Source organism: bacterium (genome assembly GCA_037127815.1).
In the GTDB taxonomy this organism is placed as follows: domain Bacteria; phylum Patescibacteriota; class Minisyncoccia; order Phycocordibacterales; family CAIZLB01; genus CAIJKW01.
This window is the reverse complement of the sequence record JBAXXP010000006.1, coordinates 20,330-40,234: the sequence shown is the minus strand read 5'-3', so window position 1 is coordinate 40,234 and position 19,905 is coordinate 20,330. Positions and strand designations below refer to the sequence as shown.

Sequence of the window (19,905 nt, the reverse complement as noted above, 5' to 3'; positions counted from 1 at the left end):
GGTTGCTGATTGCAGTTGAGGTTGATTGAATGTATGTGGTGTTTGCTATACAGCCTGATGTTTTGAAAGAGTAGTTGGGGGAGGAGGAAGTGTTCCAGAATTTATCGGTTGCGCTGTACATATAATTATATGTTGTACAAGGAAGAAGATTGGTTACGTTAAATGAATGAGTTGTTGTTCCAAAATTATCATACATAACTGGGTCATAATGTAGAATTCCAGTATATACATTTGCAGCAAGTCCGTATGAGATTGTAGAGGTTGATGTTTCGTCAGTGGTCCAGCTAATTGAGGTGGAGGACGTAGAGATTAATGTACCTGGAGAGGACAAAACTGGTAAAGCTAAAGACATACTACCCACAGACAGACCTGAATACACCTTAGAACCGTCATCTGAAGTTACAACAGAAACCCTGGTTGATCCCATATTTTGAGATTGGTTAAACCAGGAATCCAGTATCCAATTAACCCCTCCATCATGTGAAGAATACAAACCATTGATACCAGCTGCATATAGATGAATTCCATCCAACGAACCAGATAGAGTATTGTAGTCGGTAACAGAACTAATTGTTGAGGTTGACCACGTTAATCCGTTGTTAGCAGAACCATACAACACAGAGCCTTTTGTTATATATATTTTACCTCCAATACCAGTCAAATCAGTTGACCAAGTTCCACCCGTAAGTACATTATTTGAATAACTTATATTTGCAAATGTAGAGTATGACAACAAAGTATTAGAAAAATCAGTATTCATTAATGTTACAAAAAAACCCAGGCCGTCTGATGAAACAGCACACGAGTAATGATTGACACCAGTCAAGGAAGAGCTTGCCCATCTATTACCCGTTGTCGTTGAAACATAAGCAACATTATTGAATGCTCCAGCATTATTTATCGCAATTATATTCGAGCCGCTTTTAGACATGCCGACACAATTCCAGTCTTTTGCCCCAATTGCTGAAGTGCTCGTTGCCCAAGTTACCCCACTTGATGTTGAAGTGTAAATATAGCTTGATGTATTTCCAGCAGCAACAACTTTTGTACCATCTGAAGACATAGCTATACCTATCCATTTATTCATACCAAGAGAAGTCACAGGTGACCAAGTCATACCACTTGATGTTGAAGTATAAATATATTCATTACTTCCAGAACCAAGATACGCATACAATTTTGTTCCATCAGCGGATGTAACAATCTTGGTCCAATTTTGACCACCACCTTGGGTCCACCAAATCCTCGCTTCCGCCACCTTCCCAACCCCACCAAGTACAAATACCAACAATAGAATAGTAAGTATTGTGTACTTCAAGTTTATTTTCTTCATCATATGCTAATATTATATCACAAAAGTATTAATGAGAAAGCAAAAACTCTCAGATTTATGTCTGAGAGTTTTTTAAATTTACACTTTCAATTATACAAAGCTATCTACTCACCACCCCCCCTCGTCATCTTCCCAAAGAACCCTGTAGCAGGAACCTTGTTTGCCTTCTGGAACTTGATAAGAGCAGCCTTGGTAGCAGGGCCAGAGTACGTAGTTTCTCTTCCTCTATTATCCAACGGAGAAACCTACAAAAAATAAACCCTTCGCGATGCGAAGGGTTTATTTTTTATTTAACGGTTTCCCCGTGATTCAGATTCTAACGAATCAGAATCACCTATGCCTTAACAGTAGTTCCACTCGCTGTAGGAATAGTCTCTACTTCACATCCACCTCCTGCACATGCTGCCTCCGCCTTAAGGTCTGTCTCGTCCATTTTCTCGTAAATAACAATCTTTGAGAAATCAAGATCCTTAAACTTGCCAAGTAAATCTTTGTAAACCTCCTCAGTACATGTCTCATAAGGTGCTAATTGATATACGTGATTTGACTTTGGTAGGAATGAAAGACCTCCAACAATTTCCCAGTTCTTGTATACCCATTCAGCAACAGGAATCCATTCATCATCGCCAACAGAAATAGTTACTGAAGGATTGTGATGTGTGTAATTTAACTTAACCATTTTCCAAAATTCCAATTGATCAATTGCATTAAGATCATCCTTAAACTTAGAATCAGCAGGAGCCTTTACAGGAAAATCAATAACATAAGTTGTTGCATTCTCTGCGGTCTGTCCAACTTCTGGATGATACGGGATACCTTGATCCTTCATCATTTTAAATAGTGAATCTGTTGCAGAAATTCTAACGCGTCTAATGTAATACTCTGAATGTCTTGCATGCATTCCTGATGAACAATCTACAGTTTGTGACAAGTTACCTGACGGCTTTACACAAGTGATTGCAGCTGAAGAATTTATACCAAATCTTTTTGCATAAATCTTATTTACTCTTACAGTCTCCTCTCTTAGATTTCTTAGAACTTGTGGATTTCTAACAACTGGACAATCCCACATACCTGTAATTGAAACTCCCAAAAGTCTTTCTTCATCACAGTTCTTCTTCCACTCTGGAGAAAGATAAATAAAATCTGAGAATGTTGATTGATATGTTCCAATAATTGTAGCGATTCTAATTTTTCTCATCAAATCTTTTTCTGTATCTTCATGACGCGCCACAACCTCTGACAAGTTACAGAATTGTTTTGGTCTTAGAATGATTTCTCCACATGGATTTGTTCCAAATTTATCCCACCATCCTTCTGAAAGTTTTGCACGAGATTCTGGCATTGTCTTTCTAAGTGAGCCTCTGTTGAATATTCCAGGCTCTCCTGATCCACTCTTAACAAGGTCTAGCCATCCTTCTAGGAACTCTTGATTAGTTGGCTTTTGATTGTAAGCCGCTGAGTTATTAGCCAATGATCTTTGAGGTTCTGTATTCCAGAATTGTCCTGACTTACATGTTCTTATAGAATCATCATTTTGATCGAACACAGAAATAAGAGCTGTTCTTCTAACCCCTCCTGAAACAACACCCATTCCGATCATACAAATAACATCGTGGACATCTAGGTTTGTTAAGTGCTGGCCTTGTCTTGATAGTATTTTATTTCTTGTGAATTTATGAATTTGAACAAGTGGATCAGCACCTGAACTCTTTCCTCCAGTTGTCTTAAGACGAGCACCGGCTGGACGTAACTTTGAATAATCAAAATTAACATCTTGTCCTTGGAACCACTTTTCCATTCCAAACGATAATGAATCTGACCATCCCTCACGAGTATCCTCAACTACATAATCAACTGGCTTTGCTTTCTTTTGATATTGAATTTGTGGAAGTGATTGCGCAGCATAACTCTCAACTGAAACTCCAACTCCAGCTCCTGACATAGACAAGAACATAATTTCTGCAAAGTCTTGATATGTTTGAGGTGCAGTAAATGAACAGTTATAAACTGATGCGTGATTTCTTCTGGCTGCAGGACCTGAAAATTGCAAGAGTCTCATTGAAGGCATAGCCTCTTGATTGAAGATTGCATGATGAACTTCTTCATATTCTTTTTCTGTAACTTTCTCTCCCATATTCTCTTTCATAAAAGACATGAATCTTTCTACAGTTTCAGTCCAAGTCTCACGACGTGACTCCTCCTCTACCCATCTTGAGTAAGTTCTATAGTAAACGAATTCACCTAGTGGATTTCTAAAAGCCTTTTTACTTTCTTCAGCAAGCGCTCTTACATGAGCTGGTACGTCTATATTTTTTTCTCTTTGCTTTGATCTTTCTGCGCGATATAAAATGTATGACTTTGCAGCCTTTGGATAATCACTTGAAATTAATTCATTCTCAACAGTATCTTGTATTCCCTCAACATCTGGAATGAAATTCTTATATTTTTTAGAAACACGAACGAGATCGGCATAAACTTTATTAGCAACCAAAGAAGCTTCTTCTTCAGAACCCTCACCAACAGCAAGCATTGATTTATGAATAGCGCTAACAATTCTATCAAAGTCAAAAGCAACAACTTCCCCACTTCTCTTGATAATACGTTTTACTAAATAGACCTTCTTTTCAACCTTCTCGGTCTTATCTATTTTTTGTGTATTTTCAATTGGAACGATGTTAACGATTTTATTTTCAGGAACCGCCTTTGCTACTACTTTTTTTGACACGTTTTTAGTGCTAGTTACTTTCTTAACTACTTTTGACGATGTCTTTGCTGAAACCTTTTTCAATACTTTCTTCTTTGATGCTGCCATAAATTACAATAATTATCTTCTAATAACTAACTCTCTTCATACCTTTCTCATTCGTTTTGGTGAACGAGTAGTATACATTTTATAACTTTTTTTCTAAAAAAACAGTGTATAACTCTAAAAAATACGAGCCGAAAACAAGTTTTTCTTAATGTAAAGAAAAACCAAAGTCAAGGTCAGTATCAGCCCATTTTTAGGGACTATTTCAGTCGAGCAGAATCAAAGGTGCAGACATCGCCAATATTTATTTTCGATTTATCGGCAAGTCCTGCATTTATTTCCAAAACATAGAGAGAATCTTCACTTGGTGTAATCATGTTTGGATATGAGTTGACCTGTACAGATTTTGCGATGTCAACAATCTTTCCATTTTCATCAAGCCATATAATGTCTATTGGGAATTTCATACCTTTCATCCAGAAGGAATATTTTTTTGGAGTATCAAAAGTAAAGATCATAGCCTCCTCATCTTTTATTTTAGAAAAGACACTTAAGCCCTTTTCTCTATCGGAGTCACTGTGTGTAATGTAGGTTGTAAACTGGCTCTTGCCACATTTAACCTTTACAGTCTTAAAGAATACAGAATCATCAACGTAGGCAATGTTATTATCTCCCAGATTCAGCTTGCTCATTCCATATAATGCACCGTAGTAAGTGACATAGGAAATTATAGAGACAAAGACTATGAAACCACCAATGATAAGTCGGTTTTTTCTTGTGTCTTGTGGTTGTTCCAGTAGTATAAATGATCTCATTGTTTTGTTTTAAAAAAATACCCGCATGAAGCTATTTGGAATAAGCTTCATGCGGGTATTTTAAATTTACTTCCCTGCCGCCAAACTAGCCCCGTCCCTCTTAACCCCCTCCAGAAACTTAACAAGCTGATCTTCCGTCTTCTTAAACTTCTTATCAAGTAACTTTATCTTTCTAACCTTTAGGCCACAAACAAACAAAGTAATCACAGACCATGTAGTTCTAAATGGCATTCCCAAAAATCTGTAAAGCCATTTTGAACCATCGCAGGTGATATAAACATTTGCAGTTTTACCCTTAAGCAATCCAACAGGTCTTCCTTTAATATATCTGAAGGCAAAACCGGCTGATATGTTAATATCGATAAAATTTTTAAGAATAGCAGGCATTGCTCCCCACCAAAGCGGGTGAATAAAAACAATATTATCTGATTCTGTTATCTTAGCCTGATAAGAATCTCTGATAAGATCAACTCGCACATCTCTTATGTTTTCAAAACTAAAGAAATCTTGTCTTGGAGATTCCTTGTACAAATCCAATATTTCAACAGTAACACCCACGCTTTCTGCACCAGCTTTATATGCCTCAGCGATTCTATGTGTGAAACCCTTTGAGCTTGGGTGAGCGGTGATTATTAAGGTTTTCATATCGATTATATTTGCACGATTACCCGAATTTATAATTTATCCAATATTCATTTATTACCTGAATATAGATAAGTGTAGCTATACCTAGTTTGAAGATCTGTCTAGATTCTCTAGATCTGCTGAATCAACAAATACTACAGACTCGATAACTACAGGCTCTTCAACATTGTTCTTTGAACCTCTGTGACAGAATCCACAGAAACATGAACTATCGCAAGTTGAATTACATCCACATAGGTTTCCAAGAACAGTAAATCTGTACAACCAAGCTCCAATCAAAGCTCCAGCAATAGGACCAAGAATTGTTGCCCAATTTAATACACTTACACCAATTGCAATAGCTGGGTTAAGAATACCAACTCCTTGTGTAATAATGTTTGCAAATAATAGACCAAAGAATAGACCAAATCCTAGGATAAGTCCGTTATTACTCTTTGTAGTCTTACCATGAAGTGATGCAGCAAAAGCCATTGCAAAGACAGCTGATCCAATTACTTCTGCGAAAAACAATTTGCTAAGTGTAAGACTTTCTATTGACTTAATGTCCATGAAAGTAAAACCAATATTTTTAAGTATTATAAGACCAAGACCAGCACCGATTAATTGTGCACAAATGTAAAGAATAGCATCTTGCCACTTGATTTTCTTCATTGTTAAAGCAGCAATTGTAAATGCTGGGTTAGCATGAGCTCCACTGATATCTCCAAAAAGATACACAACAAAAGCATACGCAAGACCTACGAATATTATTGCTGATAATCCCGCACCTGATAAAGCCACAACCATTACCAATATTAAAGCGCCGATAATTTCGGCTACATATTTATTATATGAAATTTTATTTGTATTCATGCCAGGAATTATATCATATTGCAAAGATGACACAAATGCTTAAAAAGACTATAATATGCAAACATGAGTAAGAAACTGATTACATCAAGCCTGTTATTTTTATTATCGATAATTATTGCTATTCTATCTATTTCTCTAGATAGAATAGATAAGTCTAAGGTTGGAGGGGGGTATGAAAATGGTTTTCAAATTGATAAGGTAATAAATAAATAAAATGACAGACCATAAAACAAACCCATTTAAAATTGCAATACTAGGAATTGGAACTATTTCAGTACTTAGTCATAAAGTAGCACTGGCCGTATGTCCACTTTGTACAATTGCCGTTGCATCAGGCGTTGGTTTCTCTAGATGGCTTGGAATAGATGATACGGTAACTGGATTATGGATTGGAGCCTTAACTCTATCTATGTCATTCTGGAACATCAATTGGTTTGATAAAAAGAAAATTCATTTTAAATTCAGAAATGAAATTACAATTCTTGCCTATTATCTTCTAATCATATTTCCACTTTGGGGCATGGGAATAATTGGAAATAAGCTTGGCGCCCTTAAAACATTTGGCGTAGATTCCGCATTTTCAGTAGATAAATTAACGCTTGGAATACTAGTTGGAACATTTGCGTTCTGGACAAGTGTAGAATGGTATGCGCATATTAAGGCTAAGAATAAAGGGCGCGCGCATTTCCCTTTTGAAAAAGTAGTTATGCCAAACGCCTTACTAGTAATTCTAAGTCTTGTCTTCTTTTTCTTAACAAAATAATCGATTTAGCAAAATCGCCCACTGGGTGGTAATATATACATATATGAATGAAACAACACACACAAGCAACGACACAACAACAGCTGTAAAAACTGGGGGCTTTGATGTAAAGAAATTAGAAGAGTTTATCGATAAAGTAGATTCAATGAAGAAGCAAGATAAAATGGATCTTTCATCGGACCAAGATTTATCTATCGCTATCATGAACCTTGTTAGTATTGAGGAGCACTTCTTCTTCACTGGTGCAAAAACTGGCAAGAATGAATATTATGATTTAATTGATACCGTAAGAGAAATGCGCAAGGAGCTTCTTAAAAGAATTATCAAAGATTACGAGGGTGAAGTATGGTGTATTTCAAAACACTTAATGGCAGCAAGTTACAGACTTATGGAAGTTGGAACAAAACAATTGAGCCAAGGACATAAAGAAGATGCATATAATATGTTCAATAAATCATATGAGCTTTATTCCCTATTCTGGGGTTTGAATATGAAAATGATTTCAACAGCTGACATAAAGAAAATCGATGAGGGTCAAATCACCAAAGATGATAAGAACGAAAAGAAAGAAGGCCTAACTGCGAAGCTTGGCGATTTGGTTAGAAGAGCGATTAATTGTTGTATCGAGTAGGTCTAGTGAGATACCGGAATTAGGAATCAGGAGAATTAGAAAAGGCAAAACAAAAAACGTCATGAAAAATGACGTTTTTGTTTTATATTAAGCGATTATAATATCGGCCGATACTGAAATACTAGAAAACTTCTTCTGCTTCTTTCTTTGTATTTTCTTTATTCTCTGGAGATGCTTCTTCTTCCATTATATCCATGTCTTCTGAATCTTTATCTCTAAGAGCACAGATTACTTTTCCTTCAGATTTGCATGTATCACATTCTCCGCAATGGCAATGTCTACCGCAACATTGATGTCCTCCAAATCTTTTACAAAGTGGAATCTTTACTACAAATATTAAATAAATAAGTTCAAGAATTCCCATTGTGTTTACAACAAGAAGTGCGATAAACCACCACTTCTCATTTCTCTTAGCTGCATTCCACAGTGCGTAGCCTTTAAGAACGAGTGAAATTAAAAACCAAACTGCGACAATAAGACCTAAAATTGATAATCCCCAGAACACAGCTGGACTATATGGAAATGCACCATATCCATAGTTACCCATGTGACGTCCTGTTTCGTATATATTGTTGTACATCATAACGGGTTAATTATAGCACGATTTGAATGAAGTCAACGGCGGAGGGACAGATTTTCGAGTATTATCTATACTTATTTGGGTGACTAATAATATTACTTTACGATACGTTTATTCAGATTACTTAGTACAATACAATTGCTATTTTATGAGAATATGATAGTATTATGACTGGAATATGCGTTTAAAGTGCATTCCAGTCACAATATGGACAAAAAACCTACAAAAGGTGGATATTTAGAGACTTTATTGAGGTCAGATAAGACGATCTTTTCTATAAAGGACGCGGCTTTGATGTGGGGCGAAGAAAATGAATCAATAATCAGCAACAGATTAAATAAATACACAAAGATTGGAAAGTTAGTTAAAGTACGTCGAGGTTTATATGCTAAAGATAAAAACTATGATTCTTTTGAATTAGCAACCAGAATCAATACCCCATCCTACATCAGCTTTGAAACTGTTTTAACAAGAGAGGGTGTCAATTTTCAATACTACGGAAATATTTTTGTTGCTACATATATAAATCGTGAAATTAGTATTGGAGAGCAAAAAATCACTTTTATAAGAATGAAAGACTATGTCTTGAGTAATACAACAGGAATTGAGCATAAAGGAGGATATGCAATGGCAACACGGGAGCGAGCATTTTTGGATCGTATATATATTAGTAAGGATTATCACTTTGATAATTTATCAAACTTAAATTGGGATAAGGTTTTTGAAATTTTACCAATTTATCATAATAAAAGGTTAGAAAAGAAAGTTGCGGAATACTTCAAGAATTATCAAAATAGTCGATTGAATAAATAGAATAATCAGATTAACAAATAGTATATAGTATAATTTACACTAAACGTATGACATTAGACTACCTAAAACATAAAAATATATTACTACAGATTCTGAAGGATATTTATTCTGATACTTCTATAGCCCCCTATTTAGGGTTCAAGGGTGGTACTGCTGCTATGATGTTTTATGATCTTCCTAGAGACTCTGTTGATTTAGATCTTGATCTATTAGATAAATCAAAAGAAAATGAGGTTTTTGAAAAAATAAATAAAATTGCAAGCAATTATGGGGTTATTACGGATTCTTACATACAAAAGGCAAATTTAAAAAATGTTATCTCCTATGACAAAAAATCTCAAAATATTAAGATCGAGGTAAACAGGAGACAATTCGGATCTAAATATGAAATGAAAACCTTACTTGGTATTTCCATGCTTGTAATGGTACAAGAAGACATGTTTGCACATAAATTAATGGCGATGATTGAGAGAATTGGGAAAACAAGTAGAGATATTTTTGATGTTCGATACTTTGCTAAAAATAATTGGCCTATAAATAAAAAAATTGTAGTTGAGAGGTCTGGTTTAACCTATAAGCAAGCATTAGAAAAGTGTATTGGTATGCTGGAATCAATGGATAATAAGCATATATTGGATGGTCTAGGTGAACTACTGTCCGACCCACAGAAAAATTCAGTACGCGCTAAATTAAAGAGCGATACAATCTTTTTATTGAAAATAATGCACAATAATGAGAAATAAAATATTAACATATGAAAATAAATATATCCAAAAAACAATACGAGATAATCATAAAAGCTTTAGAAACAAGCTCATTTATATTTGGCCCCATGTCTGATTTTGTCGATGAAAAATACAAGAAAGACGTTGATGATATTGATAAAATGGAGGAATACCTTTTGCAATTTGCAAAAGAATTTGATTTTGAAAAGAATCTGTGTGAATCAGATCCAGGATCTTTACATTTAAATGAAGATTATTATGATAAAATCCTTGATGATCTAAACTTATACGATGACCAACAGCTGTTTGAAGGCCTTACGCATGAGTTAGGTAAACGAGATTTCTATAATAACTATTCGAAGGAGGAAGTGTTAGAACTTCTGGAAAAGAACGGTGATTATCTTGGTGCTCCAATTTATGAATTTGAAAAGAAATATGTAGATGAGATCAATGAAAATGGCTATAGTAGATTTTTTATAGATAAATCGTTCCCATCGTCAAAAGAGAATGACGAAAAGATACTGAATGCAAAGTAATCATATTAGGTCTTATTTTATATAAAACTACATTTTTTCTTTCGTTTTTCTTTAGGAAATCTTTATAGAAAACTCATGTCTATTGATTATGATGATTAACGGGATACTGTCGAGTATCCCCAATGTTTCGTATTCTTTGTATTCTAGTTCATAGGTTCAAATATTGGGTTGTACAACCTACTTGTCATGAGGTAATTGTACAATCTAAGAATTTGGATCCATAAGTAAATACATTCACAGATAATATCTGACGCATTGATTATAATCGATAATAAAGTAATATATGAATACTGCCAAAGTCAGACAAGAAGATATATTGTATCCTTGGAATTAAGTTTATAGACCATGTTAAATCTGAATAATATATCTCAAAAAATTAGAAGTTTTTATAATTCTATAAAAAATACATTATTCCTTGATAGCACAATCTGTGAAGATTTAAAAAGAAAAAAGTTTATACTAAATATTTTATGTTTAGTAATGATAACTTTTTTCTTTTTATTATTATTCTTATCCTTATACTCTCAATATAGAAAATCTTCATTATATACAGGTGTATCTATAATTACACTGGCACTCTTCATAATAATCACGTCTGTCGCTTTTTGGTTATCTAAGAAGAATTTTATTTTAGTTAGTAGCTCCATAATATTAGCACTTATATACTCCTGTATATTTTATGGATCCTCACAATGGGGTGCTGATTTACCAACTGTGTTAATAGCGTTATTTATCACAGTTTTGATATCAGGAATATTAATAAATTCCAAGGCGGGATTAATATCAGCAATACTACTATCGGCGCACTTATGGGTATTCAACTACATAGAGTCAAATCAACTACTAGAAATAGACTACAGCTGGAAAGATAGTTTTTTTAATGAAATTGATGTTATTGAATATTCCCTATTGTTGATATTTGCAGCATTTTTTTCATGGTTGAGCAATAGCCAGCTTGAAAAAGCTTTAAACAGATCAAGAAAAGCGGAAGCAAAATTACAATTTGAAAAAGATAATTTAGAATTAAAAGTAAAAGAGAGGACAGAAGAAATTAAGGCTCTTCAAATAGATAAGATAAATTCTATGTATAGAATGGTAGAATTTGGAAGAATATCTTCTGGGTTATTTCATGACATCATGAGCCCACTAACTGGAATAGCTCTAAATCTACAAATGCACAATATGGAGGAGGCAAAGGAAACGGTGAACTTTTTAATACCATCGATTAAAAAGATGGAGACACTAATGGAGCAGTCCAGAAAACATATTAAACTCGATAGTGTTTATACAACGTTCAGTATTACCGAAGAAATGCGCTCTGTGGTGGCAATATTGAAATCGAAGGGAATGAAAAATAACGTAAAAATTATATTATCAAAAGGAAATTTTGATTTAAAAATATATGGATCACAGACTCTCTTCTCCCACATAATAATGAATCTGGTTTCAAATGGAATAGACTCTCATGTTTTATATAATAATGAAACAACCCCTATTCGGGTAAATGAAAACAAAAAAGTAGTGATTCTAATTAAACTGCAGTCTGATAATATTTATATTAGAGTAATTGATAATGGTCAAGGTATTAAAAAAGACATATTGGATAAAATATTTGAACCATTTTATACTACAAAACAAGAACATGGTTGTGGAATAGGACTGTCTGCAACAAAACACATTCTAGAAAAATATTTCAAAGGTAAAATTAGTGTTAAAAGTAAATTACAAAAAGGCTCAATATTTACGGTCGTCATACCAGTGTAATAGTAAAAATACAAAACAAAGAGAACTTCTACAGATAAAGGCAACTACCGCCTGCCACGTCCCCGACCTAAACCTCTGGCTTGCTAAAGATCTAGATATATTTAAACAATATCTGGCGTCTCTTGAAATTCCAAAAGGACAGAACAAGAAGCTTGTTAAATTATATACCCTTGGTCTAATCTCCTACAATGCAATAGACTCCATTGCAGATGAAGAAAGTGATGCAAAAGATTTAAATATTTTTCTTTCAATGTTACTTGAGTATAAAATTATTTTTGATGAACTGAGTAAGCAATCCAAGGAATCTGTATTCTTAGAAAAACTTAATAATTCCGTAAACAGGCAGTATTTACAATGTGCAAATGACCCGCAATCAATTTCATATAATAAGATACAAGGCATTAGATCTATTCCCTACATTATACCTTTTGTTCTAGCCCGCGCTCTATCTTCGGCTGTATCTAATCAGAAAAGTCATACCAGAGACATTATAAAATGTTGTTTCTGTTTTTGTTCAATAAGACAAACTTCAGATGATCTTAAGGACCTATCGGAGGACATAAAAAATAATAGAACAACCCTCCCTACCATTCTATATTCTTGGCAAGGCAAACCCTTGGAGCTCAGTGATATTGTGAAATTAAAAATTGCAGAAAAGTCTCTTTTGTATTGCAAAGAAAAGTTAATCGAAATTGACGCGGTGCTAAGTAAGTATAAAAATACTCAAACAGATAATGAAGCTATAAAAATAGAAACTCTAGATGGTGATAGTTCTATAATTTTAATTGTAAAACATTGGCACAACATTTCCTACAAAATTATTCTTGGTATGGAAAAATATTGTGAGATTCTTTCAGAATAGTTTCAGCCATTCCTCGAACTATCATATTTTAAATAGTAAAAAAACCGCAGGCGAACCGCGCTCCTTAAAGTGACAACTAATGTCTACTTATTAGGAGCTCGATTCAACCATACGGTCTGCTGGAAATAAACCAGCGAGTATCAGTCTGATTTGATTCCAAATTTCTTCTTAACCTCCATCTTCTGCTTCTCCTGATTAAAAAAGATTTTTTCAGAAGGCAGTCCTACAAATACCCCAATGAAAGATAGAATTACCAACTCACACACAATCTTCATTGTACCTAGTCCCACAAAATGTCCCGTGTAGTAGACAGCTATCGCTGAAATAAGAAACACCGTGTAAATCATAGCAAGAGCAAGGCGATTGGGTTCAATTTTGTGTTTGTAGTACCCAAAGGCGGCAAGGCAAGAAAATGCCAATACAAATGCCGATGAACAAAACAACACAATCCATCTACACACCAAAGCAAACATATCCATGATATTCATTTGTTTTATTTCTAGAGTTAAATTTAGTCAGATTCACAATTGCGTACGCATGCGCTTACCTACAGTGTAATCATAGAATCACTTTTTGGACTTATCATCATACTCTTTAGCAGAAGAATTGCTCCAACTACTTGCGCCACATGCAACAAGTACCCCAAGGATACAGACGATTCCAAAAATGACCGAAGTTAATGTTGAATCAATGAGCATTGCATGAGCGCTGGTATGAAACGAAAACCCCACTCCGGTAACAAAACCGAGGGACAAAAGACCAACCGCATATCCAACTTTTTTTGAATTACTTCGATCGAGAATGGACATACCGACCATGGCGCTGCAAAAAAATGCCACTACAAGATAGCACCCCATCAATACATACAGACCTACCTTACACAATGCTTGAATTTCCATTTTGTTTGTTCTATTTTTGAATTCAGTTAGATTCACAATCACACACGCTAGCGTTTGTGCTAGCAGGATGATTCTGAGATCACTTCTGAATTCAATTTATAGACGACCTATGGCTTTACCATGTGATTTTACAAAACAAAGTCTGAGTGACAAAGAGCTTTATATTTACGAGTAAAATACCACAAAAAAATGTGGTTGTAAAGCAAGCGATAAACGGCCCGGTGACTGGTCAGCTAATATATACCTAGATCAAATATATCTCCTGCCCCCATTCCCCATTTCCAAGAAACTCGGCCTCGCCTTTCAATATCTTCTCAAATGGTATACAACCAAAGCACCCCGCTTCTCCTCTTGGGCAAACAAAAGCTTTGTCTGGTCCTTCCCTTTGAGCAAGCGCACGAGCATCAGCAACTGCCTTTGCAACTTTATAAACTCTATCGTATGACTCCGTTAGATTAGGTAAAGCAATTTCCTTTGGCTCATTATCAGAATCCAAATACCAATAAGATGCACCTGTTACTTTACGCTTTTGTAATTTATTCAATAGTAATTGATAAATTGGAAGTTGAAGAGAATCACTATTTTCTTCATGCTTACCTGTTTTAAAATCGAGAATATGAATACTATCATCTTCTGGTTTATAGCCCAGCCAGTCAATCTTTCCACATAAAATTATATTATCAGCCTCAGATAGGAAAAAGTTTGGAAGCATTCCACCAGCTGAATCTTTTAGCTTAACAATCTTTTCTTTCAGTGGACCCGGGTTCTCCATTACCCTTCTAATCATCGCTTCTCCTCGAGCTTTGGCCACTACTTCTTCCTCCTCTGTTTTGAATCCTCCTTTTTTTCCTTTGAATTTTTCCCAAACTTTATCAAATCTTACAAGTAACTCTTCTGGATTTTCAAATCTTTTTTCCGATGGATATTCAGCCAACCCCTCAACTACCTCATGAACCGCAGAGCCAAGTGATAACGCAGGATTAACAAGATTTATCTTCTTCCCCGTTTTTGGATTCTTATAAACATTGTGCAAATAATAAAGACGAGGACATTTTATAAAGTCCCCCATAGACGAGTGCGAAACCCAAACTGCAGAATATTTGTCGGCCATATTATTTTCTTTTTATTACTTTAGATTATTTCTTTTCAGTCATGTCCCCAGGTGACGTTGCTGTACCTGCTAATATTCCTCCATCAATTACAACTTCTTCTCCTGTCATAAACGATGATTCATCTGATGCCAAAAACAATGCAACATTTGCTACATCCTCAGGTGTTCCCATTCTACCAAGTGGAATATCGTGACAAAGTTTCTTCATGTTTGCATCTTTTTCAGGCCCAGCTCCTAACATTATATCCCACATATGAGTTAGAATTGCTGCAGGGTGAATTGAATTACATCTAATGTTATAACATTCTCCAGCACAATATAATGCAACGGACTTTGTATGATTTCTAACTGACGCCTTGCTTGATGCATATGCAGCTGTTGTTGGTACTCCAACAATTCCTGAACGTGAAGACATGTTTACTATATTTCCTCCTAATGGTTTTCCAACGGCATTTACGCCATTTTGCTTCATGTATTTTATTGCATATTTGCAACCCAGGAATACTGAATCACTATTTATTTGATGAACCATTCTCCAACTTTCAAGTGATGCGTTCTCAGGATCCTGTGGTCCCCAAGCTGGATTTTCTAATCCTAAAATTCCAGCATTGTTTATTAAAATATTTAGACTTTTAAATTTATCAAAAACTGCCTGCAGTGACTTCTGCCATTCAACTTCATTTGTAACATCCAAATGCATGTATGAGCATTTCTCTCCCAATTCTTTGGCTGTTGCCTCACCTCGCTCATCGTTAACATCAGAGATAACAACGGTTGCCCCTTCTGAAATAAACTTCTCTGCAATTGCCTTTCCAATTCCACCTGCTGCACCAGTTATGAATGCAACTTTATTTTGTAATCTTGTCATATGACTTACATTCTATCATAAAAGGTGCAGGTTTTTAAATTAGTTATTACCACAGCCTCTCTCAGCTTTATTCACCCAAAATTTTATCGATACTTTCAACCAACTTCTTCCTAACCTCATCCTTTGATGGATTTGCATCTATAACCATACTTGGTACTTTCTTAATAAAACTCATATAAGCTTCACGCACCTTATTATGAAAATCTGTTTTTCTATTATCAAAATGATTATTCTCGTCTATTCCTTGGAAGCTTTTTCTTCTTAATCCTTCTTCTGCGGTTACATCCAAATACATATAAATATCTGGCTTTATATCTCCTAAATAGAAATCTCTTATTTTCCAAAATAGATCTTCCAATTCTTCTCCATCTTGTCCATAGATTTGATATGCATAAGTTGACGAATCGAATCTATCAGAAATTACATTTATTCCACTTTCAAGGGCTGGAATAATTTTATTTTTTAAGTGATCTGCTCTTGCTGCCCATATTAATGCAAATTGTGTTTTTGCATCGGCCTGTCCTGCATGTTCGGACTTCAACATCAAATGTCTTATCTCTTCAGCAAAAGGAGTTCCCCCAGGTTCTCTTGTTACAATTACCTTATCTCCATAAATTTCTTTTATGCTTTTTAATTGCGAGCTTTTTCCAGCTCCTTCCCCACCTTCAATGACAATGAATTTTCCTCTTTTTTTAATCGATGTGTTTTCTCCCGATGTCATCATGTCATTTGGTATTGTCATATTATTTATTGTAGCATTTTTGGGGTCAGGCACCATGGTGCCTGACCCCAAAACTTATTTTCCTGTGGATCCAAGTCCTCCTTCCCTTCTTTCACTTTTTTCATTATTATCTAAATCGCTAACCTCTACGATTTCTGCCGTTACCTTCTGTTGAATAATCATCTGAGCTATTTTATGACCCTTTCCTACTGTATAACTCTCCTTACCTAGATTAATTATTCCAATCTTTATTTCTCCTCTATAACTTGAATCTAGGACTCCTCCTAGGGTTTTCAAACCATGATTATGCGATAATCCACTCTTGTCCCAAATCAATCCTACATAACCCTCTGGAACTTCCATTGCGATTCCAGTTGAAAACTGAACTATCTGGCCTACTTCAATTAACATTTCTTCAATAGCGAATAAATCCAAGCCGGCATCATCGTGATGGGCATAATTTGGTGTGATAGCATCTGGTGTAAGTTTTTTTATTTTTATTTGCATATTATTCTATGATTAGACATCAATTATTTTATATAATTTAACTATTCAAACTAGCGCCAATATTAGCTACGCAAAACCTTATCAATCTTCTTTGCGATGTTTACAAAATCTTTCTCAACCTTTCCCCTTGTTGTCTCAGCAGCAGACCCCAGCCTTATTCCCGATGGATCAAAAGCACTTCTTCCTTCCTTTGGAATGGTATTTTTATTTACGATAATTCCAGCCTTCTCCAGCTTATCACTTGTATCGGCCCCAGTAATTGCACCGGCACCAAGTTCATTTTTAATTCCCTGCATCCAAACATCGATCAAAACTAAATGACTATCAGTTCCACCAGAGATTACATGCCAGCCAAGTTTTTGTAGTTCATCCGCAAGCACTTTTGCATTCTTCTTAACTTGTAATGCATACTTTTTAAACTCTGGAGTCCCAGCTTCTTTCAATGCTACTGCAACAGCGGCAATTTGATTCATATGAGGACCACCCTGAAGACCTGGAAAAACGGCTTTGTCTATTAATTCTCCAAAAGTTTGATCTTTTCCTTTTACGATTTTTCCTCCTACCCCATTTTTATTTCCTCCAACGATAGTATCTTTTCCTTTCACGATTTTATCATTTCTTGAAAAGATCATTGCGCTTCTTGGACCGCGTAATGTTTTATGAACTGTAGTTGTAACAACGTCTGCATATTCAAAAGGCGATGGATATTGCTTGCCTGCAACAAGCCCTGCAAAGTGAGACATATCGCACATTAAAATTGTTTCAGATAGGCCTAGTTTTTTTCTAAGCTTCGATGATGCGTCAGTTATTTCTCTAAACTTTTTGAAATCTACAGTTCTTGGATACGCTGTAAATCCACAAACAATAATCTCCGGCATTTCTTGTGTTGCGATATTTTTTATTGCCTCATAATTTATTACTTCTGTTTCTTCATCAACTCCGTATGGAACTTGTTTCCAAAACTTTCCGGTTGCTGAAACTTTATGTCCATGAGTTAAGTGTCCGCCATGTGAAAGTGACATACCCATAATTTTTGCACCAGCAGGAACTAGCGCGAGATACACCGCCAAGTTTGCAGGAGAGCCTGACAATGGTTGAACATTAACACTCCATTCTTCTTTATTTAATCCAAAAAGTTTTAAAGCTCTCTCTTGCGCCAAAAGCTCAATTTTATCTACCACTTCATTTCCTCCGTAATATCTTTTTCCAGGATATCCCTCTGCATACTTATTTGTTAACTCTGATCCAAGTGCTTCCAGTACATCTTTGGAAACGATATTTTCTGAGGCAATTAAATTTATAACTTTTTTCTGTCTTATTTTTTCAGCCTGAATAAGCTTCTCGATTTGGATGTCTTTCATATTTCTAATTGTATCAAAATGTGGGGTCAGGCACCATGGTGCCTGACCCCACAAAAAGTAGTAAAGAAAACGGCCCCGCACGCTTCGCGTGCGGGGCCTATTATATTGTCACTTAGTTTTTAATCAACTGTGCAGTCTGTACCGCTCATCAGAACGTTGCAAAAGCAAGAGCTGGTGAGTCTGTTCCCCTCTTGCAATCAAGCGGGCAGATTCCCCAAGTCCACGATCCATCGCCTTCACGGAAAAGGCTGAATGCACATCTACGGCCATCATCAATGATAATTCTCCGAAGAAAATCCATCCAATTTAAACCGTATTTATCATGGAGATACCTGAGGGTTTTTTGACCCTCTTCAAGGAACAAACTCCATCCGAGATTTGGATCTGCAAACGCACGTCTCTCGGCTGTCAAAAGTGCCAATCGTTCTTCGCCAGTGATTTGAATTCTCGGGTTCGAACTCACCTGCTCTTCAGTCAAACCTGTTGCAAAAAGAAGATTGTGCTTCCTCTTAACCTTGATGGATGCGGCACGAATCATCATATCCGCAAAAGGAGTGACTCCATCGTCATCGGTCAATAAGTGCTTGGTCTCACAACAAGCAAAGAAGCATCCTTCGCAAGACTTGTGAGATAGATCAAACTCAACAAGTGGTATAAAGAAGTTTTCAGTGCTGATTGTCGCGATGTTGAAATGTAAATTTCCCAGTCTTTTCATTGTCGTTAGGGGTTGAGGGTTGTATCAAAAGAACTTCACTAAAAACATACCACACACTATAGTGCTGTCAATACCAATGCAGTCGCAAGAATAAATTCAATTATAAAAATAAGAAAGACCTTCGCGAGAAGGACTGTTGAAGGTCAATCTCACGGAGGTCTTTTGAAGAGCTTTAAAGCTCGGCCATCCTGCGCAACGTTAGCCTCTCAGCTTCGCTATCAAGAACTGCAACCTTGTACGATTCAGCAACTTGCTCTTTTGTGGTGCAAAAAGCTAGCCATCTCTCCATCACAAGTCGCTCCGTTACACTACCTGTACTGGTCCTCATGAATATCATCTCAAAATGATTGGATATTGTACAAAAGCGAATTATACTATCCACGTTAAGACATCTGATATCTGTAGGACAAGAAAGAATATAATCATACACTTCAAAGGCTTGCTCGAAAGTTGTACAGAGACTGATCCATTTTTCAACAACTAGTCGTTCAGCTTCACTACCATTCGCAGAACTATTGAATGCCTCCTTGGCCTGTTTAATTGTACGTGGTTCGACCAGTACCTTATCCATTAAAGCTTGTTCAACTCGGTTATCTGAAATACCAAGAAACTTTGCAATATCATTCGCTGTCATTTGATTTAGGAGTAATTG

At 35.7% G+C, this 19,905-nt stretch carries 23 protein-coding genes; 8 read left to right on the top strand and 15 right to left on the bottom strand.

From position 1 onward, the window contains the following. From WCQ00_04200 to WCQ00_04180, 5 genes are all read right to left on the bottom strand, one after another. Positions 1-1,336: hypothetical protein (locus WCQ00_04200; GenBank protein MEI6042737.1), on the bottom strand; the 1,336-nt coding region annotated here is incomplete at its 3' end. A 331-nt stretch (positions 1,337-1,667) separates the two neighbouring features. Continuing rightward, positions 1,668-4,148 carry an ATP cone domain-containing protein gene (locus WCQ00_04195; GenBank protein ID MEI6042736.1) on the bottom strand — a complete coding sequence of 827 codons (2,481 nt, stop codon included), beginning with the start codon at positions 4,146-4,148 and terminating at the stop codon, positions 1,668-1,670. A gap of 197 nt (positions 4,149-4,345) precedes the next feature. Continuing rightward, positions 4,346-4,900 (bottom strand): DUF192 domain-containing protein, encoded by a 555-nt coding sequence (locus WCQ00_04190; GenBank protein ID MEI6042735.1) that lies wholly within the window; start codon positions 4,898-4,900, stop codon positions 4,346-4,348. A gap of 66 nt (positions 4,901-4,966) precedes the next feature. Continuing rightward, a complete protein-coding gene (locus WCQ00_04185; protein MEI6042734.1) occupies positions 4,967-5,545 on the bottom strand; it encodes an NAD(P)H-dependent oxidoreductase in 579 nt (192 codons plus the stop codon). An 84-nt stretch (positions 5,546-5,629) separates the two neighbouring features. Continuing rightward, entirely contained in the window at positions 5,630-6,397 is a 768-nt protein-coding gene (locus tag WCQ00_04180; protein MEI6042733.1) for an aquaporin, read from the bottom strand. A gap of 63 nt (positions 6,398-6,460) precedes the next feature. On the opposite strand from WCQ00_04180, the gene WCQ00_04175 reads away from it, so the two are divergent. Genes WCQ00_04175 through WCQ00_04165 form a run of 3 tightly spaced genes read left to right on the top strand, consistent with a single transcriptional unit; the run spans position 6,461 to position 7,791 of the window. Continuing rightward, positions 6,461-6,610, top strand: a complete 150-nt coding sequence (locus WCQ00_04175) for a hypothetical protein (protein MEI6042732.1) — start codon at positions 6,461-6,463, stop codon at positions 6,608-6,610. A 1-nt stretch (position 6,611) separates the two neighbouring features. Continuing rightward, positions 6,612-7,160: a hypothetical protein gene (locus WCQ00_04170; protein ID MEI6042731.1), complete on the top strand. Its 549-nt coding sequence runs from the start codon at positions 6,612-6,614 to the stop codon at positions 7,158-7,160. Positions 7,161-7,203: 43 nt separating this feature from the next. Further along, positions 7,204-7,791: a hypothetical protein gene (locus WCQ00_04165; protein MEI6042730.1), complete on the top strand. Its 588-nt coding sequence runs from the start codon at positions 7,204-7,206 to the stop codon at positions 7,789-7,791. 121 nt (positions 7,792-7,912) lie between these two features. Here WCQ00_04165 and WCQ00_04160 read toward each other — a convergent pair whose 3' ends face one another. Further along, positions 7,913-8,374 carry a DUF5652 family protein gene (locus tag WCQ00_04160; protein MEI6042729.1) on the bottom strand — a complete coding sequence of 154 codons (462 nt, stop codon included), beginning with the start codon at positions 8,372-8,374 and terminating at the stop codon, positions 7,913-7,915. A gap of 204 nt (positions 8,375-8,578) precedes the next feature. Here WCQ00_04160 and WCQ00_04155 point away from each other — a divergent pair, with 204 nt between their 5' ends. The 5 genes from WCQ00_04155 (at position 8,579) to WCQ00_04135 (ending at position 13,071) form a co-directional block, all read left to right on the top strand. Then, positions 8,579-9,184 carry a hypothetical protein gene (locus WCQ00_04155; GenBank protein MEI6042728.1) on the top strand — a complete coding sequence of 202 codons (606 nt, stop codon included), beginning with the start codon at positions 8,579-8,581 and terminating at the stop codon, positions 9,182-9,184. Positions 9,185-9,231: 47 nt separating this feature from the next. Next, positions 9,232-9,927, top strand: coding sequence for a nucleotidyl transferase AbiEii/AbiGii toxin family protein (locus WCQ00_04150; protein ID MEI6042727.1), 696 nt, complete (start codon positions 9,232-9,234; stop codon positions 9,925-9,927). An 89-nt stretch (positions 9,928-10,016) separates the two neighbouring features. Next, positions 10,017-10,445: a hypothetical protein gene (locus tag WCQ00_04145; GenBank protein MEI6042726.1), complete on the top strand. Its 429-nt coding sequence runs from the start codon at positions 10,017-10,019 to the stop codon at positions 10,443-10,445. A gap of 345 nt (positions 10,446-10,790) precedes the next feature. After that, the gene (locus WCQ00_04140; GenBank protein ID MEI6042725.1) at positions 10,791-12,209 is read left to right on the top strand and encodes a HAMP domain-containing sensor histidine kinase; all 1,419 of its coding nucleotides are present in this window, start codon (positions 10,791-10,793) and stop codon (positions 12,207-12,209) included. Next, the gene (locus WCQ00_04135) at positions 12,154-13,071 is read left to right on the top strand and encodes a hypothetical protein (GenBank protein MEI6042724.1); all 918 of its coding nucleotides are present in this window, start codon (positions 12,154-12,156) and stop codon (positions 13,069-13,071) included. The genes WCQ00_04140 and WCQ00_04135 overlap by 56 nt, the downstream gene beginning before the upstream one ends. Before the next feature lie 140 nt (positions 13,072-13,211). On the opposite strand, the gene WCQ00_04130 is transcribed toward WCQ00_04135, so the two are convergent. From WCQ00_04130 to WCQ00_04090, 9 genes are all read right to left on the bottom strand, one after another. Beyond that, a complete protein-coding gene (locus tag WCQ00_04130) occupies positions 13,212-13,559 on the bottom strand; it encodes a hypothetical protein (protein MEI6042723.1) in 348 nt (115 codons plus the stop codon). Between the two features lie 78 nt (positions 13,560-13,637). Next, on the bottom strand, positions 13,638-13,970 hold the full coding sequence (locus tag WCQ00_04125; GenBank protein ID MEI6042722.1) for a hypothetical protein: 333 nt from the start codon (positions 13,968-13,970) through the stop codon (positions 13,638-13,640). Between the two features lie 244 nt (positions 13,971-14,214). Continuing rightward, positions 14,215-15,081, bottom strand: a complete 867-nt coding sequence (locus WCQ00_04120; protein MEI6042721.1) for a PD-(D/E)XK nuclease family protein — start codon at positions 15,079-15,081, stop codon at positions 14,215-14,217. Positions 15,082-15,106: 25 nt separating this feature from the next. Then, a complete protein-coding gene (locus WCQ00_04115; GenBank protein MEI6042720.1) occupies positions 15,107-15,949 on the bottom strand; it encodes a glucose 1-dehydrogenase in 843 nt (280 codons plus the stop codon). A gap of 67 nt (positions 15,950-16,016) precedes the next feature. After that, on the bottom strand, positions 16,017-16,691 hold the full coding sequence (tmk, locus tag WCQ00_04110) for a dTMP kinase (protein ID MEI6042719.1): 675 nt from the start codon (positions 16,689-16,691) through the stop codon (positions 16,017-16,019). 54 nt (positions 16,692-16,745) lie between these two features. Then, a complete protein-coding gene (dut, locus tag WCQ00_04105; GenBank protein MEI6042718.1) occupies positions 16,746-17,177 on the bottom strand; it encodes a dUTP diphosphatase in 432 nt (143 codons plus the stop codon). 62 nt (positions 17,178-17,239) lie between these two features. Further along, positions 17,240-18,538 (bottom strand): serine hydroxymethyltransferase, encoded by a 1,299-nt coding sequence (glyA, locus tag WCQ00_04100; GenBank protein ID MEI6042717.1) that lies wholly within the window; start codon positions 18,536-18,538, stop codon positions 17,240-17,242. Between the two features lie 148 nt (positions 18,539-18,686). Next, positions 18,687-19,253, bottom strand: a complete 567-nt coding sequence (locus WCQ00_04095; protein MEI6042716.1) for a hypothetical protein — start codon at positions 19,251-19,253, stop codon at positions 18,687-18,689. A 172-nt stretch (positions 19,254-19,425) separates the two neighbouring features. Continuing rightward, on the bottom strand, positions 19,426-19,887 hold the full coding sequence (locus WCQ00_04090; GenBank protein ID MEI6042715.1) for a hypothetical protein: 462 nt from the start codon (positions 19,885-19,887) through the stop codon (positions 19,426-19,428). Positions 19,888-19,905: the final 18 nt, after the last annotated feature.

Excerpts from the sequence above, each read along its gene's own strand:
- WCQ00_04195 (MEI6042736.1), bottom strand. The coding sequence starts at position 4,148 with ATGGCAGCATCAAAGAAGAAAGTATTGAAAAAGGTTTCAGCAAAGACA.
- WCQ00_04190 (MEI6042735.1), bottom strand. The coding sequence starts at position 4,900 with ATGAGATCATTTATACTACTGGAACAACCACAAGACACAAGAAAAAAC.
- WCQ00_04185 (MEI6042734.1), bottom strand. The coding sequence starts at position 5,545 with ATGAAAACCTTAATAATCACCGCTCACCCAAGCTCAAAGGGTTTCACA.
- WCQ00_04180 (MEI6042733.1), bottom strand. The coding sequence starts at position 6,397 with ATGAATACAAATAAAATTTCATATAATAAATATGTAGCCGAAATTATC.
- WCQ00_04175 (MEI6042732.1), top strand. The coding sequence starts at position 6,461 with ATGAGTAAGAAACTGATTACATCAAGCCTGTTATTTTTATTATCGATA.
- WCQ00_04170 (MEI6042731.1), top strand. The coding sequence starts at position 6,612 with ATGACAGACCATAAAACAAACCCATTTAAAATTGCAATACTAGGAATT.
- WCQ00_04165 (MEI6042730.1), top strand. The coding sequence starts at position 7,204 with ATGAATGAAACAACACACACAAGCAACGACACAACAACAGCTGTAAAA.
- WCQ00_04160 (MEI6042729.1), bottom strand. The coding sequence starts at position 8,374 with ATGATGTACAACAATATATACGAAACAGGACGTCACATGGGTAACTAT.
- WCQ00_04155 (MEI6042728.1), top strand. The coding sequence starts at position 8,579 with ATGGACAAAAAACCTACAAAAGGTGGATATTTAGAGACTTTATTGAGG.
- WCQ00_04150 (MEI6042727.1), top strand. The coding sequence starts at position 9,232 with ATGACATTAGACTACCTAAAACATAAAAATATATTACTACAGATTCTG.
- WCQ00_04145 (MEI6042726.1), top strand. The coding sequence starts at position 10,017 with ATGTCTGATTTTGTCGATGAAAAATACAAGAAAGACGTTGATGATATT.
- WCQ00_04140 (MEI6042725.1), top strand. The coding sequence starts at position 10,791 with ATGTTAAATCTGAATAATATATCTCAAAAAATTAGAAGTTTTTATAAT.
- WCQ00_04130 (MEI6042723.1), bottom strand. The coding sequence starts at position 13,559 with ATGAATATCATGGATATGTTTGCTTTGGTGTGTAGATGGATTGTGTTG.
- WCQ00_04125 (MEI6042722.1), bottom strand. The coding sequence starts at position 13,970 with ATGGAAATTCAAGCATTGTGTAAGGTAGGTCTGTATGTATTGATGGGG.
- WCQ00_04120 (MEI6042721.1), bottom strand. The coding sequence starts at position 15,081 with ATGGCCGACAAATATTCTGCAGTTTGGGTTTCGCACTCGTCTATGGGG.
- WCQ00_04115 (MEI6042720.1), bottom strand. The coding sequence starts at position 15,949 with ATGACAAGATTACAAAATAAAGTTGCATTCATAACTGGTGCAGCAGGT.
- tmk (MEI6042719.1), bottom strand. The coding sequence starts at position 16,691 with ATGACAATACCAAATGACATGATGACATCGGGAGAAAACACATCGATT.
- dut (MEI6042718.1), bottom strand. The coding sequence starts at position 17,177 with ATGCAAATAAAAATAAAAAAACTTACACCAGATGCTATCACACCAAAT.
- glyA (MEI6042717.1), bottom strand. The coding sequence starts at position 18,538 with ATGAAAGACATCCAAATCGAGAAGCTTATTCAGGCTGAAAAAATAAGA.
- WCQ00_04095 (MEI6042716.1), bottom strand. The coding sequence starts at position 19,253 with ATGAAAAGACTGGGAAATTTACATTTCAACATCGCGACAATCAGCACT.
- WCQ00_04090 (MEI6042715.1), bottom strand. The coding sequence starts at position 19,887 with ATGACAGCGAATGATATTGCAAAGTTTCTTGGTATTTCAGATAACCGA.